Annotated in this window: 17 protein-coding genes and 1 pseudogene; 1 reads left to right on the top strand and 17 read right to left on the bottom strand. The window is 71.3% G+C overall.

What is annotated here, in order from left to right; translation table 11 throughout:
• Positions 1–8: 8 nt before the first annotated feature.
• The 5 genes and pseudogenes from bioC to bioB form a co-directional block, all read right to left on the bottom strand.
• Entirely contained in the window at positions 9–905 is an 897-nt protein-coding gene (gene bioC, locus ACO2Q2_RS14080) for a malonyl-ACP O-methyltransferase BioC (RefSeq protein ID WP_423256447.1), read from the bottom strand.
• Positions 902–1,672 carry a pimeloyl-ACP methyl ester esterase BioH gene (gene bioH, locus ACO2Q2_RS14075; RefSeq protein WP_423256445.1) on the bottom strand — a complete coding sequence of 257 codons (771 nt, stop codon included), beginning with the start codon at positions 1,670–1,672 and terminating at the stop codon, positions 902–904. The genes bioC and bioH overlap by 4 nt, the downstream gene beginning before the upstream one ends.
• Before the next feature lie 122 nt (positions 1,673–1,794).
• A pseudogene (locus ACO2Q2_RS14070) lies at positions 1,795–2,175 on the bottom strand (sulfurtransferase); the annotation flags it as partial.
• Positions 2,176–2,222: 47 nt separating this feature from the next.
• Entirely contained in the window at positions 2,223–3,347 is a 1,125-nt protein-coding gene (gene bioF, locus ACO2Q2_RS14065) for an 8-amino-7-oxononanoate synthase (protein WP_423256444.1), read from the bottom strand.
• 225 nt (positions 3,348–3,572) lie between these two features.
• Positions 3,573–4,610 (bottom strand): biotin synthase BioB, encoded by a 1,038-nt coding sequence (gene bioB / locus ACO2Q2_RS14060; RefSeq protein WP_423256442.1) that lies wholly within the window; start codon positions 4,608–4,610, stop codon positions 3,573–3,575.
• A gap of 188 nt (positions 4,611–4,798) precedes the next feature.
• On the opposite strand from bioB, the gene ACO2Q2_RS14055 reads away from it, so the two are divergent.
• Positions 4,799–5,512, top strand: a complete 714-nt coding sequence (locus ACO2Q2_RS14055) for a ComF family protein (protein ID WP_423256440.1) — start codon at positions 4,799–4,801, stop codon at positions 5,510–5,512.
• A 71-nt stretch (positions 5,513–5,583) separates the two neighbouring features.
• Here ACO2Q2_RS14055 and ACO2Q2_RS14050 read toward each other — a convergent pair whose 3' ends face one another.
• From ACO2Q2_RS14050 to ACO2Q2_RS13995, 12 genes are all read right to left on the bottom strand, one after another.
• The gene (locus tag ACO2Q2_RS14050) at positions 5,584–5,961 is read right to left on the bottom strand and encodes a YkvA family protein (protein WP_423256438.1); all 378 of its coding nucleotides are present in this window, start codon (positions 5,959–5,961) and stop codon (positions 5,584–5,586) included.
• Positions 5,958–6,887, bottom strand: a complete 930-nt coding sequence (gene ubiA, locus ACO2Q2_RS14045) for a 4-hydroxybenzoate octaprenyltransferase (protein WP_423256436.1) — start codon at positions 6,885–6,887, stop codon at positions 5,958–5,960. Before ubiA ends, ACO2Q2_RS14050 begins: the two co-directional genes overlap by 4 nt.
• Positions 6,888–7,104: 217 nt before the next feature.
• A complete protein-coding gene (gene ilvA, locus ACO2Q2_RS14040) occupies positions 7,105–8,691 on the bottom strand; it encodes a threonine ammonia-lyase, biosynthetic (protein ID WP_423256434.1) in 1,587 nt (528 codons plus the stop codon).
• 5 nt (positions 8,692–8,696) lie between these two features.
• Positions 8,697–8,969: an acetolactate synthase small subunit gene (ilvN, locus tag ACO2Q2_RS14035; RefSeq protein WP_423256432.1), complete on the bottom strand. Its 273-nt coding sequence runs from the start codon at positions 8,967–8,969 to the stop codon at positions 8,697–8,699.
• A gap of 244 nt (positions 8,970–9,213) precedes the next feature.
• A complete protein-coding gene (gene ilvB, locus ACO2Q2_RS14030; protein WP_423256430.1) occupies positions 9,214–11,124 on the bottom strand; it encodes a biosynthetic-type acetolactate synthase large subunit in 1,911 nt (636 codons plus the stop codon).
• 450 nt (positions 11,125–11,574) lie between these two features.
• Positions 11,575–12,621, bottom strand: a complete 1,047-nt coding sequence (gene ilvC, locus ACO2Q2_RS14025; protein ID WP_423256429.1) for a ketol-acid reductoisomerase — start codon at positions 12,619–12,621, stop codon at positions 11,575–11,577.
• Positions 12,618–14,333 (bottom strand): dihydroxy-acid dehydratase, encoded by a 1,716-nt coding sequence (locus tag ACO2Q2_RS14020; protein ID WP_423256427.1) that lies wholly within the window; start codon positions 14,331–14,333, stop codon positions 12,618–12,620. Before ACO2Q2_RS14020 ends, ilvC begins: the two co-directional genes overlap by 4 nt.
• 133 nt (positions 14,334–14,466) lie before the next feature.
• Positions 14,467–15,564 carry a 3-isopropylmalate dehydrogenase gene (gene leuB / locus ACO2Q2_RS14015; protein ID WP_423256425.1) on the bottom strand — a complete coding sequence of 366 codons (1,098 nt, stop codon included), beginning with the start codon at positions 15,562–15,564 and terminating at the stop codon, positions 14,467–14,469.
• A gap of 223 nt (positions 15,565–15,787) precedes the next feature.
• On the bottom strand, positions 15,788–16,372 hold the full coding sequence (gene leuD / locus ACO2Q2_RS14010; RefSeq protein ID WP_423256424.1) for a 3-isopropylmalate dehydratase small subunit: 585 nt from the start codon (positions 16,370–16,372) through the stop codon (positions 15,788–15,790).
• 337 nt (positions 16,373–16,709) lie between these two features.
• On the bottom strand, positions 16,710–18,125 hold the full coding sequence (gene leuC / locus ACO2Q2_RS14005; protein WP_423256422.1) for a 3-isopropylmalate dehydratase large subunit: 1,416 nt from the start codon (positions 18,123–18,125) through the stop codon (positions 16,710–16,712).
• The gene (locus tag ACO2Q2_RS14000) at positions 18,122–19,102 is read right to left on the bottom strand and encodes a branched-chain amino acid transaminase (protein WP_423256420.1); all 981 of its coding nucleotides are present in this window, start codon (positions 19,100–19,102) and stop codon (positions 18,122–18,124) included. The genes leuC and ACO2Q2_RS14000 overlap by 4 nt, the downstream gene beginning before the upstream one ends.
• Positions 19,099–20,742 carry a 2-isopropylmalate synthase gene (locus ACO2Q2_RS13995; protein ID WP_423256419.1) on the bottom strand — a complete coding sequence of 548 codons (1,644 nt, stop codon included), beginning with the start codon at positions 20,740–20,742 and terminating at the stop codon, positions 19,099–19,101. The genes ACO2Q2_RS14000 and ACO2Q2_RS13995 overlap by 4 nt, the downstream gene beginning before the upstream one ends.
• Between the last annotated feature and the right edge of the window lie 168 nt (positions 20,743–20,910).

Genomic DNA, 20,910 nt, shown 5'->3' with positions numbered 1-20,910 from the left:
GGCACTATCTATCGGGAAGGATCGCTGCGCCGACGCGAACCGCGCAGGCTGTCGACCGAGAAGCTGGCGATCTCGCCGCCGTCGCGGCCGCGGCGCGATTGCCCCGGCGGCGGGCCCCACGCATGCGCGGTGACCACTTCCCAGGTGGCCGGGATGCGGCCGTCCACGCGCATGCCCTCGTAGGCGGCGAGCATGCGCTGGTAGTGCGCCTTGCCGGTGAGGTGGCGTTCGCGGGCGCGATCGGCGTGGGTGGCGCCCAGGCCCTTGAGCTCCTTCAGCAACATCGTCGGCGAGCTGTAGGTGAGCGTGTAACGGTCCACGTCGAGCACCGGGTCACGCAGGCCCGCGGCGATCAGCGCGTCGCCCACGTCGTGCATGTCCAGGAAGCGGCTTACGTGCGACTGCTGGTCGGCGCTGGCCCAGGCCGCGCGCAGTTCCTTCAGCGTGTCCGGGCCGAAGGTGGAGAACACCAGCAGTCCGCCGGGCCGGAGCACGCGCGCGCACTCGTTGAACAGCGCGGCGAGGTCGTCGATCCACTGGAAGCACAGGCTCGAATGCAGCACGTCCACGCTATGGTCGGGGAACGGCAGGTGCGCGGCCTCGGCGCACACGCGCTGGAACGGCTTGAGCCACGCGCTGTGCTTCTTCGCCATCTGCAGCATCGGCAGCGCGAGGTCGACCGCGATCACCTCGGCCTTGGGGTAGCGCTTCTTCAGCAGTGCGGTGCCGCGGCCGGTGCCGGCACCCACGTCGAGCACGCGCGCGGGCGATTCCAGATAGAAGTCCAGACGTTCCAGCAGCGACTGCTGTACCTCGCGCTGCAGCGCGTCGTGCTGCTCGTAGGTCTGCGCGGCGCGGGCGAAGTTGCGCTGCACGCGCGCGCGGTCCAGGTGGAACTCGCTCATCGAACCGTCTCCAGCAGCGGCCGCAGGGCATCGGCCACGGCGTCGACGTGGCCCAGGAACGGCGCGTGACCGGCGTGCGCGATCTCGTGGAAGTCGCCCTGCGCGCGCGCGGCGGACCAGCGCATGGCCTCGGGGTGCACCAGCCGGTCGCGGCGGCCGGCGATCCACGCGTTGGGCAGGCACAGCGTGGCCAGCGTGTCGCGCCAGTCGGTGTCTTCCAGCAGGGCGATGCCTTCCTGCAGCACGCGCAGGTCCGGCTCGCCGTGGGCAAACACCAGCTCGCGCAGGTGGCGCAGCTCGGCGCGCGGATCGGCGCTGCCCATCGCCTCCAGCGCGAGGAAGCGTTCCAGCGTGGCGTGGTAGTCGGTTTCCAGGTCGGTGGCGAGCTGGTGCACCAGCGCAGCGTCGCTGCCGTGCGGCCAGCTCGCGTCGCGCACGAACTTCGGCGTGGCGCACAGCATCGCCAGTCCGCGCGTGGGGATCGCCACCTCGCGTGCCGCGGCCAGTGCGACCAGCCCGCCCATCGACCAGCCCAGCCACACCGCGGGCGGCACCTGTGCGGCAATGGCGCGGGCGATCGCGCCCGGCTCCAGCGGCAGACCGTAGCCGCGCGAGCGGCCGTGGCCGGGCAGGTCCGCCACGTACAACGTGCAGCGTTCGCGCAACGCCTCCACCAGCGGCGCGAACACGCCGCCGTGCATCGCCCAGCCGTGGAGCAGCACCAGCGGCACCGGTCCGTGGCCGGATTGCTCGATATGCAGGCTCACGGTCTGTCCCCCTCTCCCCCGCGGGGAGAGGACTGAGGTGAGGGGGCGGGGCTGGCAACCAGGCTGATCGGTGCCGGCGCCAGCGACGGATCCACCGCGCCGCGCTCGTCGAACACGAAGCAGTCGTCGTGGCCCTGGTCGAGCCAGCGCTGCAGCGTCGTGGCATCCACCGCGGGCGCGCGGCCGGCCTCGGGGCGGATCAGCGGCTGGCGCATGGTGATGATTTCCTTCTTCAGCCGCACCCGCATGCGGCCGAACGGCACGGCCTCTGACAGTGATTCCTTCGCCTCCAGCCCGGCGAAGCGCGGGTCCTCGCGCAGCCACTGCATGCAGGCGTCCACCGCCTCGCGCGCGCCGACCAGGAACAGGTTGATGCCCTCCGTCGCCAGCAGGATCGTGCCCTTCAAGGCCAGCGCTTCGCAGCGCGCCAGCACGCGCTCGCGCAGCGCGGGCAGGTCGTCCAGGCGGACGAAACGGTAGGCGGAGAGATTGACGATCGACATGGGGAGGTCGCGGCGCGGAGCCGCCGATTATAGCGGGCCGGTCCGCGTCACCTGGCGGCGGGAAGCCGCAGCGCGGCCAGTGCGTCGAGCAGGCGATCGACGTGTTCTTCCTGGTGCGCCGCACTGAGCGTGATGCGCAGCCGCGCCTGCCCGGCCGGCACGGTGGGCGGACGGATCGCGGTCACCAGCAGGCCCTGGGTTTCCAGCCGCAGCGCGGCGGCGAGCGCGGCATCGGCGTCGCCCAGCAGCAGCGGCTGGATCGGCGTGTCCGAACGCATCAGCGGCAGGCCGAGTTCGCTGGCACTGTGGCGGAAGCGGGCGATCAGGGCGGCAAGCTTCGCGCGTCGCGCGTCGTCTTCGCGGGCGATCTGCACCGCGGCCAGCGCGGCGGCGGCCAGCGCGGGCGGCATCGCGGTGGAGTACACGAACGGCCGCGCGAACTGGGTCAGCCCCTCGATCAGCGCGGCCGAGCCAGCCACGAAGGCCCCGGCGCAACCCAGCGCCTTGCCCAGCGTGGCCATCAGCACCGGCACCTCGTGCGTCGAGAGACCGGCGGCCGACACGCTGCCGGCGCCATGCTCGCCCAGCACGCCCAGGCCGTGCGCATCGTCGACCATCAGCGTGGCGCCTTCGCCGCTGGCGAGCGTGGCCAGTTCGCGCAGCGGCGCCACGTCGCCATCCATGCTGAACACGCCGTCGGTGGCGAGCAGGGCAGGCGCCTGCGGACGGCTGCGCAACTGGCGCGCGGCGCCGTCCACGTCGGCATGCGGATAGCGCTTGAGTTCAGCGCCGGCCAGCCGCGCGCCGTCGATCAGGCAGGCGTGGTTGAGCCTGTCCTGCACGCAGACTGCGCCACCGACATCGCCGAGCAGGGCCTGCAACGCGCCGAGATTGGCCGCGTAGCCGGTGGAGAACAGCAGCGCGCGTTCGCGCCCGGTCCAGTCGGCCAGCGCTTCCTCCAGCATCGCGTGCTCGCGGCGATGGCCGCATACCAGATGCGCCGACGTGCTGCCCACGCCCTCATCGTCGGCCACGCGCTTGAGCGCGGCGATCAGCTGGGGATGCTGGGCGAGACCGAGATAGTCGTTGCTGCAGAAGCCGAGCAGACGACGGCCGTCGACTTCCAGCCAGGGGCCCTCCGCGTGGTCCACGGTGCGGGCGCGGCGCAGCAACGATGCCTGCGCGCGTTCGGACGTCCGGATGGCCAAACGTTGGAGCAGGCCTGGCCGCTCTGCTCCCTCTCCCCCGGCATCGCCGGGGGAGAGGGTCGGGGTGAGGGGGGCTTCTGACTTTGGATGGTTCATCACATCAAGGCGAAAAGCCGCCCCCTCACCCCAGCCCTCTCCCCCGAGCGGAGCTCGGGGGAGAGGGAGTTTGCGAGCCGCGGCGCGGAGAAATCAGGCGGCGCAGCCGCAGCCCAGGCCGCAGCTGGCTGCCTCGGGTTCCAGGATGTCGGCGTGCACGGTGCCGGATTCCTCCACCACTTCCAGCGCGTGTAGGTCGAGCCGGCGGAACAGGGCGCGGTCGTGTTCCACGTCGGGGTTGCCGGTGGTCAGCAGTTTCTCGCCATAGAAGATCGAGTTGGCGCCGGCGAAGAAGCACAGCGCCTGCACCGCGTCGTCCACCTGCTGGCGGCCGGCGGACAGGCGCACCATCGAGGCCGGCATCAGCAATCGGGCCACGGCGATGGTGCGCACGAACTCGAACGGGTCCAGCGCCTCGGTGCCGTGCAGCGGCGTGCCTTCCACCTGCACCAGCTGGTTGATCGGCACCGACTGCGGGTGCTCGGGCAGGTTGGCCAGGGTCTGCAGCAGGCCGGCGCGCTGGCCGCGCGTCTCGCCCATGCCGACGATGCCGCCGCAGCAGGTCTTCAGGCCGACCTCGCGCACGTGTTCGAGCGTGTCCAGCCGATCCTGGTACTGGCGGGTGTGGATCACCTCGCCGTAGAACTCCGGCGCGGTGTCGAGATTGTGGTTGTAGTAGTCCAGCCCGGCCTGCTTCAGCGTGGCGGCCTGTTCGCCGCTGAGCATGCCCAGCGTGGCGCAGGTCTCCAGGCCCAGTCCCTTCACCGCGGCGACGATCTCGGCGACCTTGGCCACGTCGCGGTCCTTCGGGCTGCGCCAGGCTGCGCCCATGCAGAAGCGGCTGGCGCCGGCCGCCTTGGCCGCCTGCGCGCGGGCCACCACCGCGTCCACGCTCATCAGTTTCTCGGCCTGCACGCCGGTGGCGTAGCGCGCCGCCTGCGGGCAATAGGCGCAGTCCTCGGGGCAGCCGCCGGTCTTGATCGAGAGCAGGGTCGACACCTGCACCGCGTTCGGGTCGTGATGTTCGCGGTGCACGCTGTGCGCGCGGTGCAGCAGCTCGTTGAACGGCAGCGCGAACAGCGTGGCGACTTCCTCGCGCGTCCAGTCGTGGCGCAGGGCGGATGCGGTCATGGATCGGGGACTCCTTCTGGCAAGGCGCGAGTGTGGGAGCCACACTCCAGGAGTGTCAACCCGATGCTTTGGCGCATGGTTGACGAGCGCGGCGCGTGGGTTCGCTACCATCGGGCGACCTACCAGGAGAGAACCGCCGATGAGTGCAATGCTGTTCAAGCCGGCGAGCTGACCGCGCGATGCCGCGCATGGACGCGTTCCGTTCCCGCCTCGGCGCCGTCGGCCGCTGGCTGCTGCCGCCGCGCTGCCTGCTGTGCGGCGATCCCGGCCACGAGGACCTGGACCTGTGCCGCGACTGCGCCGCCGAGCTGCCGCGCAACGCGAGCTGCTGCGCGCGCTGCGCCCTGCCGTTGCCGCTGCCGGCCGCGCTGTGCGGCCGCTGCCAGCGCGATCCGCCGCCGTGGGAGGCGGCGTGGGCGCCGTTCCGCTACGGCTGGCCGCTGGACCGGCTGGAGGCGCGCTTCAAGTTCGGCCGCGATCTCGCCGCGGGCCGTTCGCTGGTGGCACTGTGGCGCGGCCAGTCCCGCCCGCTTGCATTGCCCGAGGTGGTCGTGCCGGTGCCGCTGCATCGCGCGCGGCTGCGCCAGCGCGGCTATAACCAGGCGCTGGAGCTGGCCCGTCCGCTGGCCCGTGCGCTCGGCGTGCCGCTGCGCCACGACCTGCTGGTGCGCACCCGCTCCACCGCCGCGCAGAGCGAACTGGATGCGCCCACGCGCCGGCGCAACGTGCGCGGTGCGTTCGTGCTGCGCGCCGCCGTGCCGTTGCCTTCGCATGTCGCCGTGCTCGACGACGTGATGACCACCGGCGCCACGCTGGCCGAGTGCGCCCGCGTGCTCAAGCGTGCCGGCGTGGTGCGGGTGGACGTGTGGGCGCTGGCGCGGGCACCGTCCGCGCGCCGATGACTGGGTCGCGGCGCCGGTCGGCCGGAGGCTTCCAGGGCAACGCGTGGTCGGCACGGGCGACGCCGACCCGCTCAATGCGTGCGTCGCCACAGCCACCACGCCGTCCAGCCGAGCGCCAGCAGCCACAGCAGCACAATGACCGCCGCGGCGGTGCGGCTCACGGGTCTGCCCTGCAGCACCCGCGCGCGTCGCCGCGCATCGAGCAGCAGCGGCCGCGGCGCCAGGCGCAGGATCAGCGCCAGCCCCAGCGGCACGATCAGCAGGTCGTCCAGATAGCCCAGCACCGGGATGAAGTCCGGGATCAGGTCGATCGGGCTCAGCGCACAGGCCGCCACGGCGAGCGCCAGCAGGCGCAGCGGCATGGGCAGGCGTGGATCGCGGGCGAGGAAGTACACGGTCAGCGTCTGCCGCTTGAAGCGGCGGGCCCAGCGCCTGAGCGCGGCGATCATTTGAGCGCCAGCGCCACCACGATGCCGGCCCACAGCGTGAGGCCGAGCCAGTGGTTGTGGCGGAACGCGGCCAGGCAGGCGTCGCGGTCGCGCCCGCGGATGCGCCACAACTGGTGGCCGAACAGCGCCACGCTGGCCACCAGCGCCAGCCAGTACGGCCAGCCCAGCTGCGCGCGCTGGCCGACGAAAACCATCGCCAGCTCGAACGTGGCCATCAGGATCGCCAGGATCGGCAGGTCGGCGTCGCCGAACAGGATCGCGGTGGACTTGGCGCCGGCCTTGATGTCGTCGTCGCGGTCGACCATCGCGTACTCGGTGTCGTAGATCACCGACCACAGGATGTTGCCGATGAACAGCAGCCAGCCCAGCGGCGACACGCTGTCGGTCACCGCCGCGAACGCCATCGGGATGGCCCAGCCGAACGCCGCGCCCAGCACCACCTGCGGCAGGTAGGTGTAGCGCTTGGTGAACGGATACAGCGCCGCCAGCGCGGCGCCGGCGAAGGAGAGCTTGATCGTCAGCGCGTTGGTGAACAGCACCAGCACGAAGGCGAATGCCAGCAGCGCGCCGAACACCATCAGCGCCTCGCGCGGCGTCACCCGGCCGCTGGCGATCGGCCGTCCGGCGGTGCGCGCCACCTGCGGGTCGAGCTTGCGGTCGGCGTAGTCGTTGATGGCACAGCCGGCCGCGCGCATGGTGAACACGCCAAGGGTGAAGATGAACAGCGCGGGCCACGGCGGAAAGTCGCCCGCGGCCAGCCACAGCGCCCACCAGGTCGGCCACAGCAGCAGCAGCGCGCCGACCGGGCGGTCCATGCGGGTGAGCACCAGGTAGTCGCGCGCCTTTCCGTGCAGATGCGGCGGCAGCGGCGCGAGCAGGCGGTCGAGCGCGCGGGTGGCGCGCGGCGAGGCGTCGGCCGGACGCACCGGCTTGCGGCCGACGGCGGCCGGGCGCGGCCGGCCGGCCGGCGGCGGAGCGGGGCGGCGTGAGCGTTTGCGCGAGGTCGGAGCCACCGCGGAAGTCTAGCAGCCTGTCGCTGGCCGAGCTGGCCGACGCCGAGGTGGTGACCCTGTACAAGCGCGACGCCGAGCGCGGCGATCCCGGCCGAGCAACTGCTGCGCTGCGCGCACTGTCCCGTCGCGCTCAGCGCGCCAGCGCCGTGCCAGCGCTCATCGCGTGGACCGTTGCCGGCGGCGGCTCGCACAGCAGCAGCCGATACGCCGGGTTGGCGCTCTCGTCGCGGTACGGATAGCCCAGTGTGGCGAGGAAGCGTGCGAACAGCACGCGCTCGGCCGGCGGCACCTGCAGGCCAACCAGAATGTGGCCGTGGTCGGCGCCCTGGTTGCGGTAGTGGAACAGGCTGACGTTCCAGTCCGGATGCAGCTGCGCCAGGAAACGGGTCAGCGCGCCAGGACGCTCGGGGAAGTCGAAGCGGTACAGCAGCTCGTCGTGCGCCAGCGGCGAGCGCCCACCCACCATGTGGCGCAGGTGCAGCTTGGCCAGTTCGTCGTCGCACAGGTCGAGCACGCCGAAGCCCTGCGCCTCGAACGTACGGGCCAGCGCGCGGCTCTCGGCGCGCCCGCCGGTGCGGATGCCGACGAACAGGTGCGCCTGCCGCGCGTCGCCGATGCGGTAGTTGAACTCGGTCAGGCTGTGCCGGCCCAGCGCCTCGCAGAAGCGGCGGAAGCTGCCGCGCTCCTCCGGAATCGTCACCGCGAACAGCGCCTCGCGCTGCTCGCCCACCTCGGCGCGCTCGGCGACGAAACTGAGCCGATCGAAATTCATGTTGGCGCCGGAGCAGATCGCCACCAGCGTCTCGTTCTGCAGGCCGTGCGCGGCGGTGTACTGCTTGAGCCCGGCCACGGCGAGCGCGCCGGACGGCTCGGGCACGCTGCGGGTGTCGACGAACACGTCCTTGATCGCCGCGCAGATGGCGTCGGTGTCGACCCGGATCATGCCGTCCACGTGCTGCCGGCAGATCGCGAAGGTCTGTTCGCCCACCTGTTTCACCGCGGTGCCGTCGGCGAACAGGCCGACCTCCTCCAGCAGCACGCGCTCACCGGCCGCCAGCGACTGGGTCATGGCATCGGCGGCGGCGCTCTGCACGCCGATCACCCGCACCTCCGGGCGCACCGCCTTGACGAACGCGGCCACGCCGGCGAGCAGGCCGCCGCCGCCCACCGGCACGAAGATCGCGTGCAGCGGCCCGGCGTGCTGGCGCAGGATCTCCATGCCCACCGTGCCCTGGCCGGCGATCACGTCCGGATCGTCGAACGGATGCACCAGGGTGTAGCCGTGTTCCATCTGCAGTGCGGCGGCCGCGGCCTGGGCCTCGCTGTAGGAATCACCGGCCAGCACCACCTCCACCGCGTCGCCGCCGATCGCGCGCACCGCGTCCACCTTCACCTGCGGCGCGGTCTGCGGCATCACGATCGCCGCGCGGATGCCCAGCCGCGCCGCGGCCAGCGCCACGCCCTGCGCGTGGTTGCCGGCCGAGGCGGTGATCACCCCGCGCGCGCGGGCGGCGGCATCCAGATGCACCATCTTGTTGTAGGCACCGCGCAGCTTGAACGAGAACACCGGCTGGTTGTCCTCGCGCTTGAGCAGCACGGTGTTGCCGAGCCGCCGCGACAGCGCGGGCGCGGGGTCCAGCTCGGTCTGCCGCGCCACCTCGTAGACGCGCGCGGTGAGCACGCGGCGCAGCAGGTCGAGGTGGGAGTCGTCTTCCATCGCGTTCACGCGCCGGCGGCCGGGTCCGACGCCAGCGCCACCGGCGCCGGCAGCTCCACCGCCTCGATCACGTCCACCAGCTTGCGCGCCTGCTTGAGGATCTGCTCGATCGAATCCTCACCGCCGTGGGTCACCACGATCAGCCGCGACACCTCGATGTCGGTGGTCGGCGCCACGTTGAGCGAGTCGATGTTGTAGCCGCGCGAGGAGAACAGCCCGGCCACGCGCACCAGCGCGCCGGCTTCGTTTTGCAGGAGGATGGAGAGAGTATGTTTCATGGGATTCCGTGAGTCGCTTTCTTGCCTTTTCCGGTCACCGACCGACGTTCAAAGCTCGGCCGAGTTGTGACGGGGCGATGAGTTCTGGCGTGGATGAGTCACTGGATCCCGGCTTTCGCCGGGATGACGGGCGTGGGGCTTGCGCTAGCGAGACGTTCACAGGCGCATCGTGAACTCTCATTCCCGTCATCCCAGCGAACGCTGGGATCCAGCGTCTTTGCTCTGAATGCGCCAGCCACGCCACCTAGAACATGTCCGCCGGCGCCCCGTCCGCCGCCTCCGGCGGCGTGCGCGAGGCGATGTGCTCGCCGGTGATCATCTGCGCGTAGGTCATGCCGGGGCCGACCATCGGGTAGACGCCGGCGTCCGGGTCGATGATCACCTCGAGGAAGGCCGGACCGTCGAAGGCGAGGAAGTCGGCGATCACGCGCTCGATCTCGGCCGGCTGGTCCAGCCGCTGCGCCCAGGCGAAGCCGTCGGCCTGCGCGGCCTTGACGAAATCCTTGGTGTGCAACGTCTTGTCCGACGAGGCGAAGCGGCTCTCGAAGAACAGCTTCTGCCACTGCCGCACCATGCCGTCGCCGGCGTTGTTGAACACCACCACCTTCAGCGGCAGGCCGTAGGTGGTCACCGTCTCCAGCTCGCCGAAGTTCATGCGGATGCTGGCGTCGCCGTCGATGTCGATCACCAGCGCCTCCGGCCGCGCGAACTGCGCGCCGATCGCCGCCGGCAGGCCGAAGCCCATCGTGCCCATCGAGCCGGAGGTGAGCCACTGGCGCGGTCCGCGGAAGTCGAAATACTGCGCGGCCCACATCTGGTGCTGGCCGACGCCGGTGGAAATGATCGCGCGGCCGTCGGTGATGCGGTTGATCGCCTCGATCACCGCGTAGGGCTGGATCATCGCGCTGGCGCGGTCGTAGTTCATCGCATGCACGCGCTTGAGCTCGACCACGTGCGCGTGCCATGCGGCGTAGCGGCGATCGGCCTGCGGGCGGAAGCCCTGTGCCTTGCCGTAGCGGCGCAGCCGGTCCAGCGTGCGCACCATCGGCCCGCAGTGGTGCCAGTCGACCGCCTTCACCTTGCCGATCTCGGCCGGATCGATGTCGACCTGGGCGACATAGCGCGCCCGCGGCGCGAACTTCGCCGGCACGCCGGCCACGCGGTCGTCGAAGCGCGCGCCCAGCGCCAGCACGAAATCGCAGTCCTCCACCGCGTAGTTGGCGTACGCGGTGCCGTGCATGCCCAGCATGTGCAGCGCCAGCGGTCCGGTGGTGTCGACCGCGCCCAGCCCCATCAGCGTGGTGGTGACCGGCAGGCCGAAGGCGTCGACGAACGCGCGCAGCGCCTCGGCCGCCTCGGCCGCGATCACGCCGCCGCCGGCGTAGATCAGCGGCCGCTTCGCCTGCCCCAGCGCGGCGAAGAACGCGGCGCAGTCCGCGTCGGACAGGTGCGATTGCTCCACCGCCCGCATCCGCGCGCGGTAGCCGGGGATCGCCAGCTGCCCCTCGCCCTGGAAGGTCAGCGCGGCGTTCTGCACGTCCTTGGGGATGTCCACCACCACCGGGCCGGGCCGGCCGCTGCGCGCCAGCTCGAACGCGGTGCGCAGGGTGGATTCCAGCCTGGCCGGCTCGGTGATCAGGAACACGTGCTTGGCGCAGGCACTCATGATGCTGGTGATCGGCGCCTCCTGGAACGCATCGCTGCCGATCGCCGCGGTGGGCACCTGGCCGCAGATCACCACCATCGGGATCGAATCGGCCATCGAGTCGCGCACCGGCGTCACCGTGTTGGTGGCGCCGGGACCGGATGTGACCACCGCCACGCCGACCTTGCCCGAGGCACGCGCGAAGCCTGCCGCCATGAACCCCGCCCCCTGCTCGTTGGCCGGCACGATCAGCGGCATCGGCTCGCGGCCGTCCTCGCGCGGGTGCTCGGCGTTGTAGCGGAACACCGCGTCGTACACCGGCAGGATCGCGCCGCCGGAATAGCCGAACAGCACCTCCACCCCTTCGTCGGCGAACACCTGCACCGCGATCTCGGCACCGCTCATGGCGCGGCCGGCGAGCGGATGCACGCCCGGCGGCGGCAGCCCTGCCGGCGCAGCGTGCGGAGCCTGTCGGGTGTCCGGTGCAGCTTTCAGCGATGGCGCGTTCATCAGCAAACATCCTTCAACGGTGGTGGGCCTTTCCACTCCCTCTCCCCGCTTGCGCGAGGAAGGGTTCGAAGCAACAGCGGCCGGCATCCCGCGAGACCCCGGCTTTTGGCTCCCTCTCCCCTGGAGGCGAAGCCGCCGGGGGGAGAGGGTCGGGGTGAGGGGGGCTCTGGCTCTTGCCGTGGGTAGCGGCCGAAGCAAGAGCGTCCCCCCCCCCTCACCCAGCCCTCTCCCCCGCTGCGCAGGGGAGAGGGCTTCAAGCAGCTTCGGCCGGTTTTTCGCGAGGTGCCGGCTTTCTTGCTCCCTCTCCCCTGGAGGCGAAGCCGCCGGGGGAGAGGGTCGGGGTGAGGGGGGGCTCTGGCTCTTGCCGTGGATGGCGGCCGAAGCAAGAGCGTCCCCCCCTCACCCAGCCCTCTCCCCCGCTGCGCAGGGGAGAGGGCTTCGAGCACTTCGTCACCCCACTTTCTTGAGCGGTGCGGCGGTGGCCGCGGCATTGCCGGTCTGCAGCCACGGCATGCGGGCGCGCAGGGCGGCGCCGACTTTCTCGATCGGGTGGTCGAGGTCGGCCTGCTTCAGGCGCTGGTAGTTGGGCAGGCCGGCCTTGTATTCCTCGGTCCAGTTCTTCGCGAAGGTGCCGTCCTGGATGTCCTTCAGCACCTCCTTCATGCGCGCCTTGACGCCGGCGTCGATCACCCGCGGGCCGCTGACGTAGTCGCCGTACTGCGCGGTCTCGGAGACGAACTGCAGCATCCTGGTCAGGCCGCCCTCGTAGAACAGGTCGACGATCAGCTTCAGCTCGTGCATCACCTCGTAGTAGGCGATCTCCGGCTGGTAGCCCGCTTCCACCAGGGTCTCGAAGCCCGCCTTCACCAGCTCGCTGGCGCCGCCGCACAGCACCGCCTGCTCGCCGAACAGGTCGGTCTCGGTCTCTTCCTTGAAGTCGGTCTTGATCAGCAGCGCGCGGCCGCCGCCGATGCCGTCGGCGTAGGCGTGCGCCCGGGCCTCGGCCTGGCCGCTGACGTCCTGGTACACCGCCCAGATGCTAGGCACGCCGCGGCCGCGCTCGTATTCGGTGCGCACCAGCGCGCCCGGGCCCTTCGGCGCGACCAGGATCACGTCGATGTCCTTGCGCGGCACGATCTGGCCGAAGTGCACGTTGAAGCCGTGCGCGAACAAGAGCGCCGCGCCGGGCTTGATGTTCGGTTCGATCGATTCCTTGTAGAGGGTGGGCTGCACCATGTCCGGGGTGAGCACGGCGACCAGGTCGGCGCCCTTCACCGCCTCGGCCGGTTCCACCACGGTGAAGCCCTCGGCCTTGGCCTTGTGCCAGGTCGGGCCGTTCGGGCGCAGGCCCACGACCACGTCGAGGCCGGAGTCGCGCAGGTTCAGCGCATGGGCGCGGCCCTGGCTGCCGTAGCCGAGCACGGCGATGCGGCCCTTGGCGAGGCGGCCTTGGGCGAGGCGGCCCTGATCGGGGATGTTGTCGTTGTTCGTGCTCATGCGGTGACTCCTTGGGTGTGTGCTTGCGATGATTTGGCCGTCTGGACGGCCGAAACGGAGGGGGTGTCGGCGCGCGTGGTGGCGCCGTCGGAGGCGGAGCCGACCAGGCGGGCGTACTTGGCCAGCGCACCCTGGGTGACCTTCGGCGGCGGCGCCTTCCAGTCGGCGCGACGAGCGTCGAGATCGGCGCTGGTGCGCAGTTCGCGCCGCTCGCCGTCGATGACGATGCGGTCGCCCTCGCGCAGCAGGGCGATCGGGCCGCCGCGCACGGCTTCGGGCGCGATGTGGCCGACCATGAAGCCGTGGGTGGCGCCGGAGAAGCGGCCGTCGGTGATCAGCGCGACGTCGTCGCCCAGGCCGCGACCGACCAGCGCCGCGGTGACGCCGAGCATCTCGCGCATGCCGGGGCCGCCGGCCGGACCCTCGTTGCGGATCACGATGACGTCGCCCCTGGCGATGCCGCCGGACTGCACGGCGGCGAATGCGGCCTCCTCGCTCTCGAACACGCGCGCCGGGCCCTCGAACTGCGCGCCGGTCTTGCCGGCCAGCTTGAGGATGCAGCCCTCGGGCGCGAGGTTGCCGTAGAGGATCGAGTAGCCGCCGCGCGGCTTGAGCGGGGCGCTGACCGGATGGATCACGTCCTGCGCTTCGGCACGCGGCGCGGCGGCGGCTTCGGCGAACAGCGAGCGGCCGGTGACGGTGGGCGTGTCGGCGAGCATGCCGGCGGCGATCAGCTCCTGCGCCACGCGGGCGGCGCCGCCGGCGCCGAACATCTCCACCGCGGTGTAGCGCCCACCGGGCAGCAGGTCGGCGATCACCGGCGTGTGCACCGAGGCGGGCTCGAAGTCCTCGATGCTCCACTCCACGCCGGCCTCGCGGGCGATCGCCAGCAGGTGCAGCACCGCGTTGGTGGAGCCGGCGGTGGCGGCGACCATGCGTGCGGCGTTCTGGAACGCGCTGCGGCTGAGCAGGTCGGACGGGCGGCGCTCGGCCTTCAGGCATTCCATCACTAGCTCGCCGCAGCGGTAGGCCGCCTGCCGCTTGGCCGGATGGGTGGCGGGGATGTCGTTGAAGCCCATCGGCGACAGGCCCAGCGTGGTCAGCACCATCGCCATGGTGTTGGCGGTGAACTGGCCGCCGCAGGCGCCCGCGCCGGGGCAGGCGTCGCGCTCCACCGCGGTCAGTTCGGCGTCGTCGATCCTGCCGGCGCCGTGCGCGCCGACCGCCTCGAACACCTGCTGGATGGTGATCGGGTGGTTGTCGTGGTTGCCGTGCGCGATGGTGCCGCCGTACAGCGCCACGCCGGGGATGTTCAGCCGCGCCAGCGCCATCGCGGCGGCGGGGATGGTCTTGTCGCAGCCGCACAGCACCACCATCGCGTCGAGCGAATGGCCGTCCACGGCCAGCTCGATCGAGTCGGTGATCACCTCGCGGCTGACCAGCGAGGCGCGCATGCCGGGCGTGCCCATCGCCATGCCGTCGGTGATCGCGATGGTGTTGAACTCCACCGGCGTGCCGCCGGCGGCGCGCACGCCTTCGATCGCCGCGTCGGCCAGCTCGCGCAGGTTGAGGTTGCACGGGCTGACGTTGGTCCAGGTGTGCACCACCGCGACCAGCGGCCGGGCGATCGCCGCGTCGTCCAGGCCGGTGGCCCGCATCATCGCCCGGGCGGGCGCGCGGTCCGGGCCGGTTTTCATCACATCACTGCGCATCACATGCTCCATCGGAACCAAGAGAAAGACCTCACCGCACGCCCCGGCCTGTCTGCGAGTACCGGGGAGGAGCAGCGCAGCGCGACGGGGAGTTGGCCGGCGGGCGCGCGGAGAAGCCAAACGGGGGCCGGACTCAACCGCATGCGCGGCCGCCGGCAAAAAAGGCGTGGTGGATCGAGGCGTGCTCTTCCACCGCCATCAGCACCGCATCGCGCACCGCGGCGGTGCCGGCGCGGCCACCGATGTCGCGGGTGCGCGGACCGTGCTCCAGCACCTTGGCGACGGCGGCCTCCACGCACTGCGCCTCTTCCTCCAGGCCCAAGGAATGGCGCAGCAGCAGCGCGGCGGAGAGGATCGCGCCGGTGGGGTTGGCCACGCCCTGTCCGGCAATATCCGGTGCCGAACCATGGATCGGCTCGTACAGGCCGCGCTTACCATCGCCCAGCGAGGCCGAGGGCAGCAGGCCGAGCGAGCCGGCCAGCGCGGCGGCCTCGTCGGTGAGGATGTCGCCGAACAGGTTCTCGGTGACCACCACGTCGTAGCGCGAGGGCTGGGTCAGCAGCAGCATCGCCATCGAGTCGACCAGCTGATGCTCGACAGTCACGTCGCGGTATTCCGGCGCGAGGCGCTGCACGACGTTGCGCCACAGGCGCGAGGTCTCCAGCACGTTGGCCTTGTCCACCGAGGTGAGGTGATGACGGCGTTCGCGGGCCAGCGCGAAGGCGCGGCGCACCACGCGTTCGATCTCGGCCACGGTGTACTTGCACTCGTCGGTGGCGGTGTCGGCCGTGCGCGTCCTGGCGCCGAAGTAGGCGCCGCCGGTGAGCTCGCGCACGAACAGCACGTCGACGCCGGCGAGCTTCTCGTTCTTCAGCGGCGACAGCTCGGCCAGCGCCGGATGCACCTGCAGCGGACGCAGGTTGGCGTACACCCCCAGCGCCGCACGCAGCGCCAGCAGCCCCTGCTCCGGACGCACCGGCGCGTTCGGATCGGACCACTTCGGCCCGCCGACCGCGCCCAGCAGCACCGCGTCCGCTTTCTGGCATGCGGCCAGCGACACGACCGGCAGCGGCTCGCCGGTGGCGTCGATGGCGCCGCCGCCGATCATGTGTTCCTCGAACATGAACTGGTGGTCGTAGTGCTCGGCCACGGCTTCGAGCACGGCGACCGCGGCAGCGGTGACTTCCGGGCCGACGCCGTCGCCGGGCAGGGTGACGATATGGGCCTTCATGCGTGTGGCTCCTGGCGGTGGAGGGTCGTCGGGGACGTCTGGTTCTCTCTCACGTCACCCCAGCGGAAGCTGGGGTCCAGCGTCTTTGCGGTGTGCGCGGAAGTCACTGGATGACTCGCTGCGCTCGCCCCTGCGGGGCCGTCCTGCGGACGTTCTGCGCGCGAAGCGCTGGTCCGGCTTTCGCCGGGATGACGGTGAGGAGACGGGCAGGTATCGGCGAATGTCATGCCGCCGCTCCCACGTGTGCTTCGAACGCCGCGATCGCCTCGTCGTGCTGCAGCAGGAAGCCGAGCTGGTCGACGCCTTCGAGCAGGCAGTGGCGGGCGAAGGGTTCGAGCTGGAAGGCGATGCGCCCGCCATCGGGCAGCGCGATGAACTGCTCGCGCACGTCGATGCCCAGCTCCACGCCGGGGTGCTCGAGCAGCCAGCGGTGCTCGGGCTCGCTGATCATGATCGCCAGCAGGCCGTTCTTCAGCGCGTTGCTGCGGAAGATGTCCGCGATCTCGCTGCACAGCACCGCCTGGATGCCGTAATCGAGCAGCGCCCACGGCGCGTGCTCGCGCGAGGAACCGCAGCCGAAGTTGCGTCCCGCGACCAGGATCGCGCAGCCGGCCGCTTCCGGCCGGTTCAGCGGGAAGGCGGGGTTGTCGCTGCCGTCGGCCTGGTAGCGCCAGTCGTGGAAGCACAGCTTGCCCAGGCCCTCACGCGTGGTGGTGGTGAGGAAGCGCGCCGGGATGATGCGGTCGGTGTCGATGTTCTCGTCCGCCAGCACGGCGGTGCGCGAGTGGATGCGGGTGACGGGCTGCATCAGAAAACCTCCGAAGGACAAGCTCCCTTCTCCCCGCCGGGGAGACAAATCGGCAGGACGGCCGATTTGCGCGGCGTCAGCCGCCTGAAGGGCGAGGGCCATGGATGGCCCAAGTGAAGGTGCCCCGAAGGGGCGGATGAGGGGCGGGTGCTCGCCGTGAGCAAGCTGCTTGCGTTCGCTTCCTCTCCCCGCCGGGGAGAGGATGGAGGTAAGGGGCTGGGGTTTGCGCTGATGTGGATCGAAGCGCGCATTGATGTTGGGCCGAGGCCAGGTTGGCCCCTCACCCCAGCCCTCTCCCCGCGGGGGAGAGGGAGCAGTGCGCGGTGAGCGTCAATCTTCATGCCGCCACCTCCACCAGGTATTCCCGCGGATCGGCGATGCGCCCCGCGACGGCCGAGGCCGCCGCGGTGGCGGGGCTGGCCAGCACGGTGCGCGCGCCCTTGCCCTGGCGGCCTTCGAAGTTGCGGTTGGAGGTGCTCACCACGAGCTGGCCGGGCTGGGCGAGGTCGCCGTTCATGGCGATGCACATCGAGCAGCCGGGCACGCGCCATTCGGCGCCGGCGGCGGCGAACACCTCGTGCAGACCCTCGCGCTCGGCGTCGCGGCGCACCGCCTCAGAGCCGGGCACCACCAGCATGCGCACGCCGTCGGCGACGCGGCGGCCGCGCAGCACGCCGGCCGCTTCGCGCAGGTCGGACAGCCGCGAGTTGGTGCAGCTGCCGATGAACACCACGTCCACCGGCGTGCCCTGCATCGGCTGGCCGGCCTCGCTGCGCATGTAGTCGAGCGCGCGCTTTTCCTGCGCGTTGCGGGCGGCCGGCACCGGCGCGTCCATCGCGATCGCCATGCCCGGATGGGTGCCGTAGGTGACAGTGGGCTTCACCGCGGCGGCGTCGATGCGCACCTCGCGGTCGTAGCGTGCGCCGGGATCGCTGGGCAGCTGCTTCCAGCGTGCCACGGCGGCGTCCCAGGCGGCGCCCTGCGGCGCGTGCGGGCGGCCCTTGAGCCAGGCGAAGGTGGTCTCGTCCGGGGCGATCAGGCCGGCGCGCGCGCCCGCCTCGATCGACATGTTGCACACCGTCATGCGCTCTTCCATCGACAGCGCCGCGATCGCCGGGCCGCGGTACTCGATGACGTGGCCGGTGCCGCCGTCCACGCCGATCCGGCCGATGATGTGCAGGATCAGATCCTTCGCGCCCACGCCCTTGGGCAGTGCGCCGTCGACGTGGATCGCCAGCGTCTTCGGCTTGCGCTGCAGCAGGCATTGCGTGGCCATCACGTGGCCCACCTCGGTGGTGCCGATGCCGAACGCCAGCGCGCCGAACGCCCCGTGGGTGGAGGTGTGGCTGTCGCCGCAGACGATGGTCATGCCCGGCCGGGTGGCGCCCAGCTCCGGGCCGATCACGTGCACGATGCCGCGCTCGGCGCTGTCCCAGCCGTGCAGGGCGATGCCGAACTCGCGGCAGTTCGCTTCCAGCTGGGCCACCTGCGCCTTGGCCTCGGCATTGGCGTAGGGACGCTCGCCGTCCGCGCCGGCGGGCAGGGTGGGGGTGGAGTGGTCCAGCGTGGCCAGCATGCGGTCGGGGCGGCGGGGCTTGAGCCCGCGCTCGCGCAGCTCGGTGAACGCCTGCGGCGAGGTCACCTCGTGCACCAGGTGCAGGTCGACGTAGAGCACCGCCGGGGTGTCGGTGCTTTCGGGCGCCACCACGTGGGCGTCCCAGATTTTTTCGAACAGGGTCTTCGGAGCCGTCACGCCGGGATCTCCTGGGAGGCGGGTTGGGAATGGGGCGGGCGAACGTGGGCGGCCGCGGCAGGCGCATCGATCGCCTCCAGCCAGCCCCAGCGGTCCTCGGTGCGGCCGTCGAACAGGCCGAAAAAGGCATCCTGCAGGGCGCGGGTGATCGGGCCGGGCCTGCCGTTGCCGACGACCTTGCGGTCGACCGAGCGCACCGGCGTGATCTCGGCGGCGGTGCCGGTCATGAAGATCTCGTCGGCGCTGTACAACGCCTCGCGCGGCAGGTCGCGCTCTTCCACCACGAGGCCGAGATCCGCGGCCAGCGTGATCACGCTGTCGCGGGTGATGCCGGCGAGAATGCCGGCGCTGGTCGGCGGGGTGAGCAGCTTGCCCTTCCTGACCAGGAACAGGTTTTCGCCCGCGCCCTCGCTGAGCAGGCCGTTGTGGCCCAGGGCGATGCCCTCGTCGTAGCCGCCGCGGCGCGCTTCGGCCGCGATCAGCTGGCTGGACAGGTAGTTGCCGCCGGCCTTGGCCCAGCTCGGCAAGGTGTTCGGCGCCGGCCGATGCCAGGACGACACGCACACGTCGGCGCCCTTCTCGCGCGCGTCGCCGAGGTAGGCACCCCACGCCATCGCCATGATCGCCACGTCCACCGGCGCGCCGTCCTTCGGCAGCACGCCCAGCCCGCCGGCACCGCGGAACACGATCGGCCGCACGTAGGCCGAAGGCATCGCGTTGGCGCGGATCAGCTCGCGGCAGGCCTGGTTGATCTCCTCCTCGCTGTAGCCGATGGCGATGTCGTACACGCGCGCGGACTCGAACAGCCGCGCGGTGTGGTCGGCGAGGCGGAAGTACGCCGGGCCGGCCGGCGTGGCATACACGCGCTCGCCCTCGAACACCGACGAGCCGTAGTGCAGCGCGTGCGTGGTGACGTGGACGGTGGCGTCGGCCCACGGCACCAGGCGGCCGTTGTGCCAGAGGAAGGGTGTGCTCATCGGTGGGTTTCCTTGTGCGCGCGTCCGTTCGCGCGAAGGTCAACAAGCGGCCTTCCATGGCCGCACTCTTCATCAGAAGCGGGCGGGTTGGGGTCTTGCGCGCACTGGCGCTCGATGCGGTTGACGATGGCCAGCGCGGCCAGCGCGGTGGCTTCGACGATGTCGGTGCTGATGCCGTGGCCGCGCCAGTCGCGGCCGGCGTGGCGCGCGGTGAGCTTGGCCTGGCCCTGCGCGTCGCCGCCTTCGCTGACCGCGCGCACGCTGAAGTCGGTCAGTTCCACCGCATGGCCGGTGGCGCGCTCGATCGCGCGCAGCACGGCGTCGACCGGGCCGTCGCCGATCGCCGCCTCGCTGGCATCGCGGCCATCGTCGTGGGCGAGCTTCACCGAGGCGGAGGCGCTGCCCTGGTGCGTGCTGCTGTTGAGCTGCACGATCCGCCACGGCCCGGTCGCCTGCGGGTCCTGGCCCAGCGCCAGGGCTTCCAGATCCTCGTCGTGGATCTCGCGCTTCTTGTCGGCCAGCGTCTTGAAGCGGGCCAGGATGTCCTCCATCGCCGCCTCGTCCGGCGCGTGGCCCAGCGCTTCCAGTCGCTGGCGCAGCGCGGCGCGGCCGGAGTGCTTGCCCAGCACCAGCTTCGTCTCGGCGATGCCGACGTCCTGCGGGCGCATGATTTCGTAGGTGCCGCGGTGCTTGAGCATGCCGTGCTGGTGGATGCCCGACTCGTGCGCGAACGCGTTCTCGCCGACGATCGCCTTGTTGCGCGGCACCGCCTGGCCGGTGAGCTGGGTGAGCAGGCGCGAGGTGGGATAGAGCCGGCGCGTGTCGATGCCGGTGTCCACGCCGAAGTGCGGCGCGCGCACCTTCAGCGCCATCACGATCTCCTCCAGCGCCGCGTTGCCGGCGCGCTCGCCGATGCCGTTGATGGTGCATTCCACCTGGCGCGCGCCGGCGCTGATCGCGGCCATCGAGTTGGCCACCGCCATCCCCAGGTCGTCATGGCAGTGGCTGGAGAAGATCACTTTCTCCGCGCCGTGCACGTGCGCGCGCAGGTAGGTGAACAGCTCGATCATCTCCGACGGTGTGGTGTAGCCCACGGTGTCCGGCGCGTTGAGCGTGGTGGCGCCGGCGGCGACCGCGGCGCTGAACACCTCCGCCAGGAAGTCGGGCTCGGTGCGAAGGGCGTCTTCGGCGGAGAACTCGACTTCGTGGCAGAGCTGCACGGCGCGCTCGACCGCCTTGATGGCGGCATCCAGCACCTGCGCCCTGCTCATGCGCAGCTTGTGCTCGCGGTGCAGCGGACTGGTGGAGAGGAACACGTGGATGCGCGCGCGCTGCGCCTTTTCCAGCGCGCGGGCGGCAGTGTCGATGTCGCCGTCCTGGCAGCGGGCGAGACCGCACACGGTGGTGGTTTTCAGCGTGCGGGCGATCTCCGACACGGCGGCGAAATCGTCCGGCGAGGCCTGCGGGAAGCCCGCCTCGAGCACGTCCACGCCCAGTGCCTCCAGCGCCTGCGCCATGCGCAGCTTGGCGCGCCGGTCCATCGAGAAGCCGGGCGCCTGCTCGCCGTCGCGCAGAGTGGTGTCGAAGATCCGCACGCGGTCTTCGGCAGTGGGTGTGGCTACGTCGTGCTCGGGATTCATCGGTGTCTCCGGGAGGGGCGGCACGCGGGCCAAAAAAAACCCCGCGCCGGTGTCGGTGCGGGGTCTGGGGGTGTCTCAGGTGTGTTGCTCTTGCCTGGACGCAGCCGCTAGCCCGCACCTCCGCTGGTAATGAGGAGTACGAGTACAAGGGAAATGAGAAGGAGGCCG

It is taken from the genome of Dyella sp. KRB-257, from assembly GCF_049445995.1.
GTDB lineage: Bacteria > Pseudomonadota > Gammaproteobacteria > Xanthomonadales > Rhodanobacteraceae > Dyella_A.
This window is presented reverse-complemented; position numbering and strand designations above follow the sequence as displayed.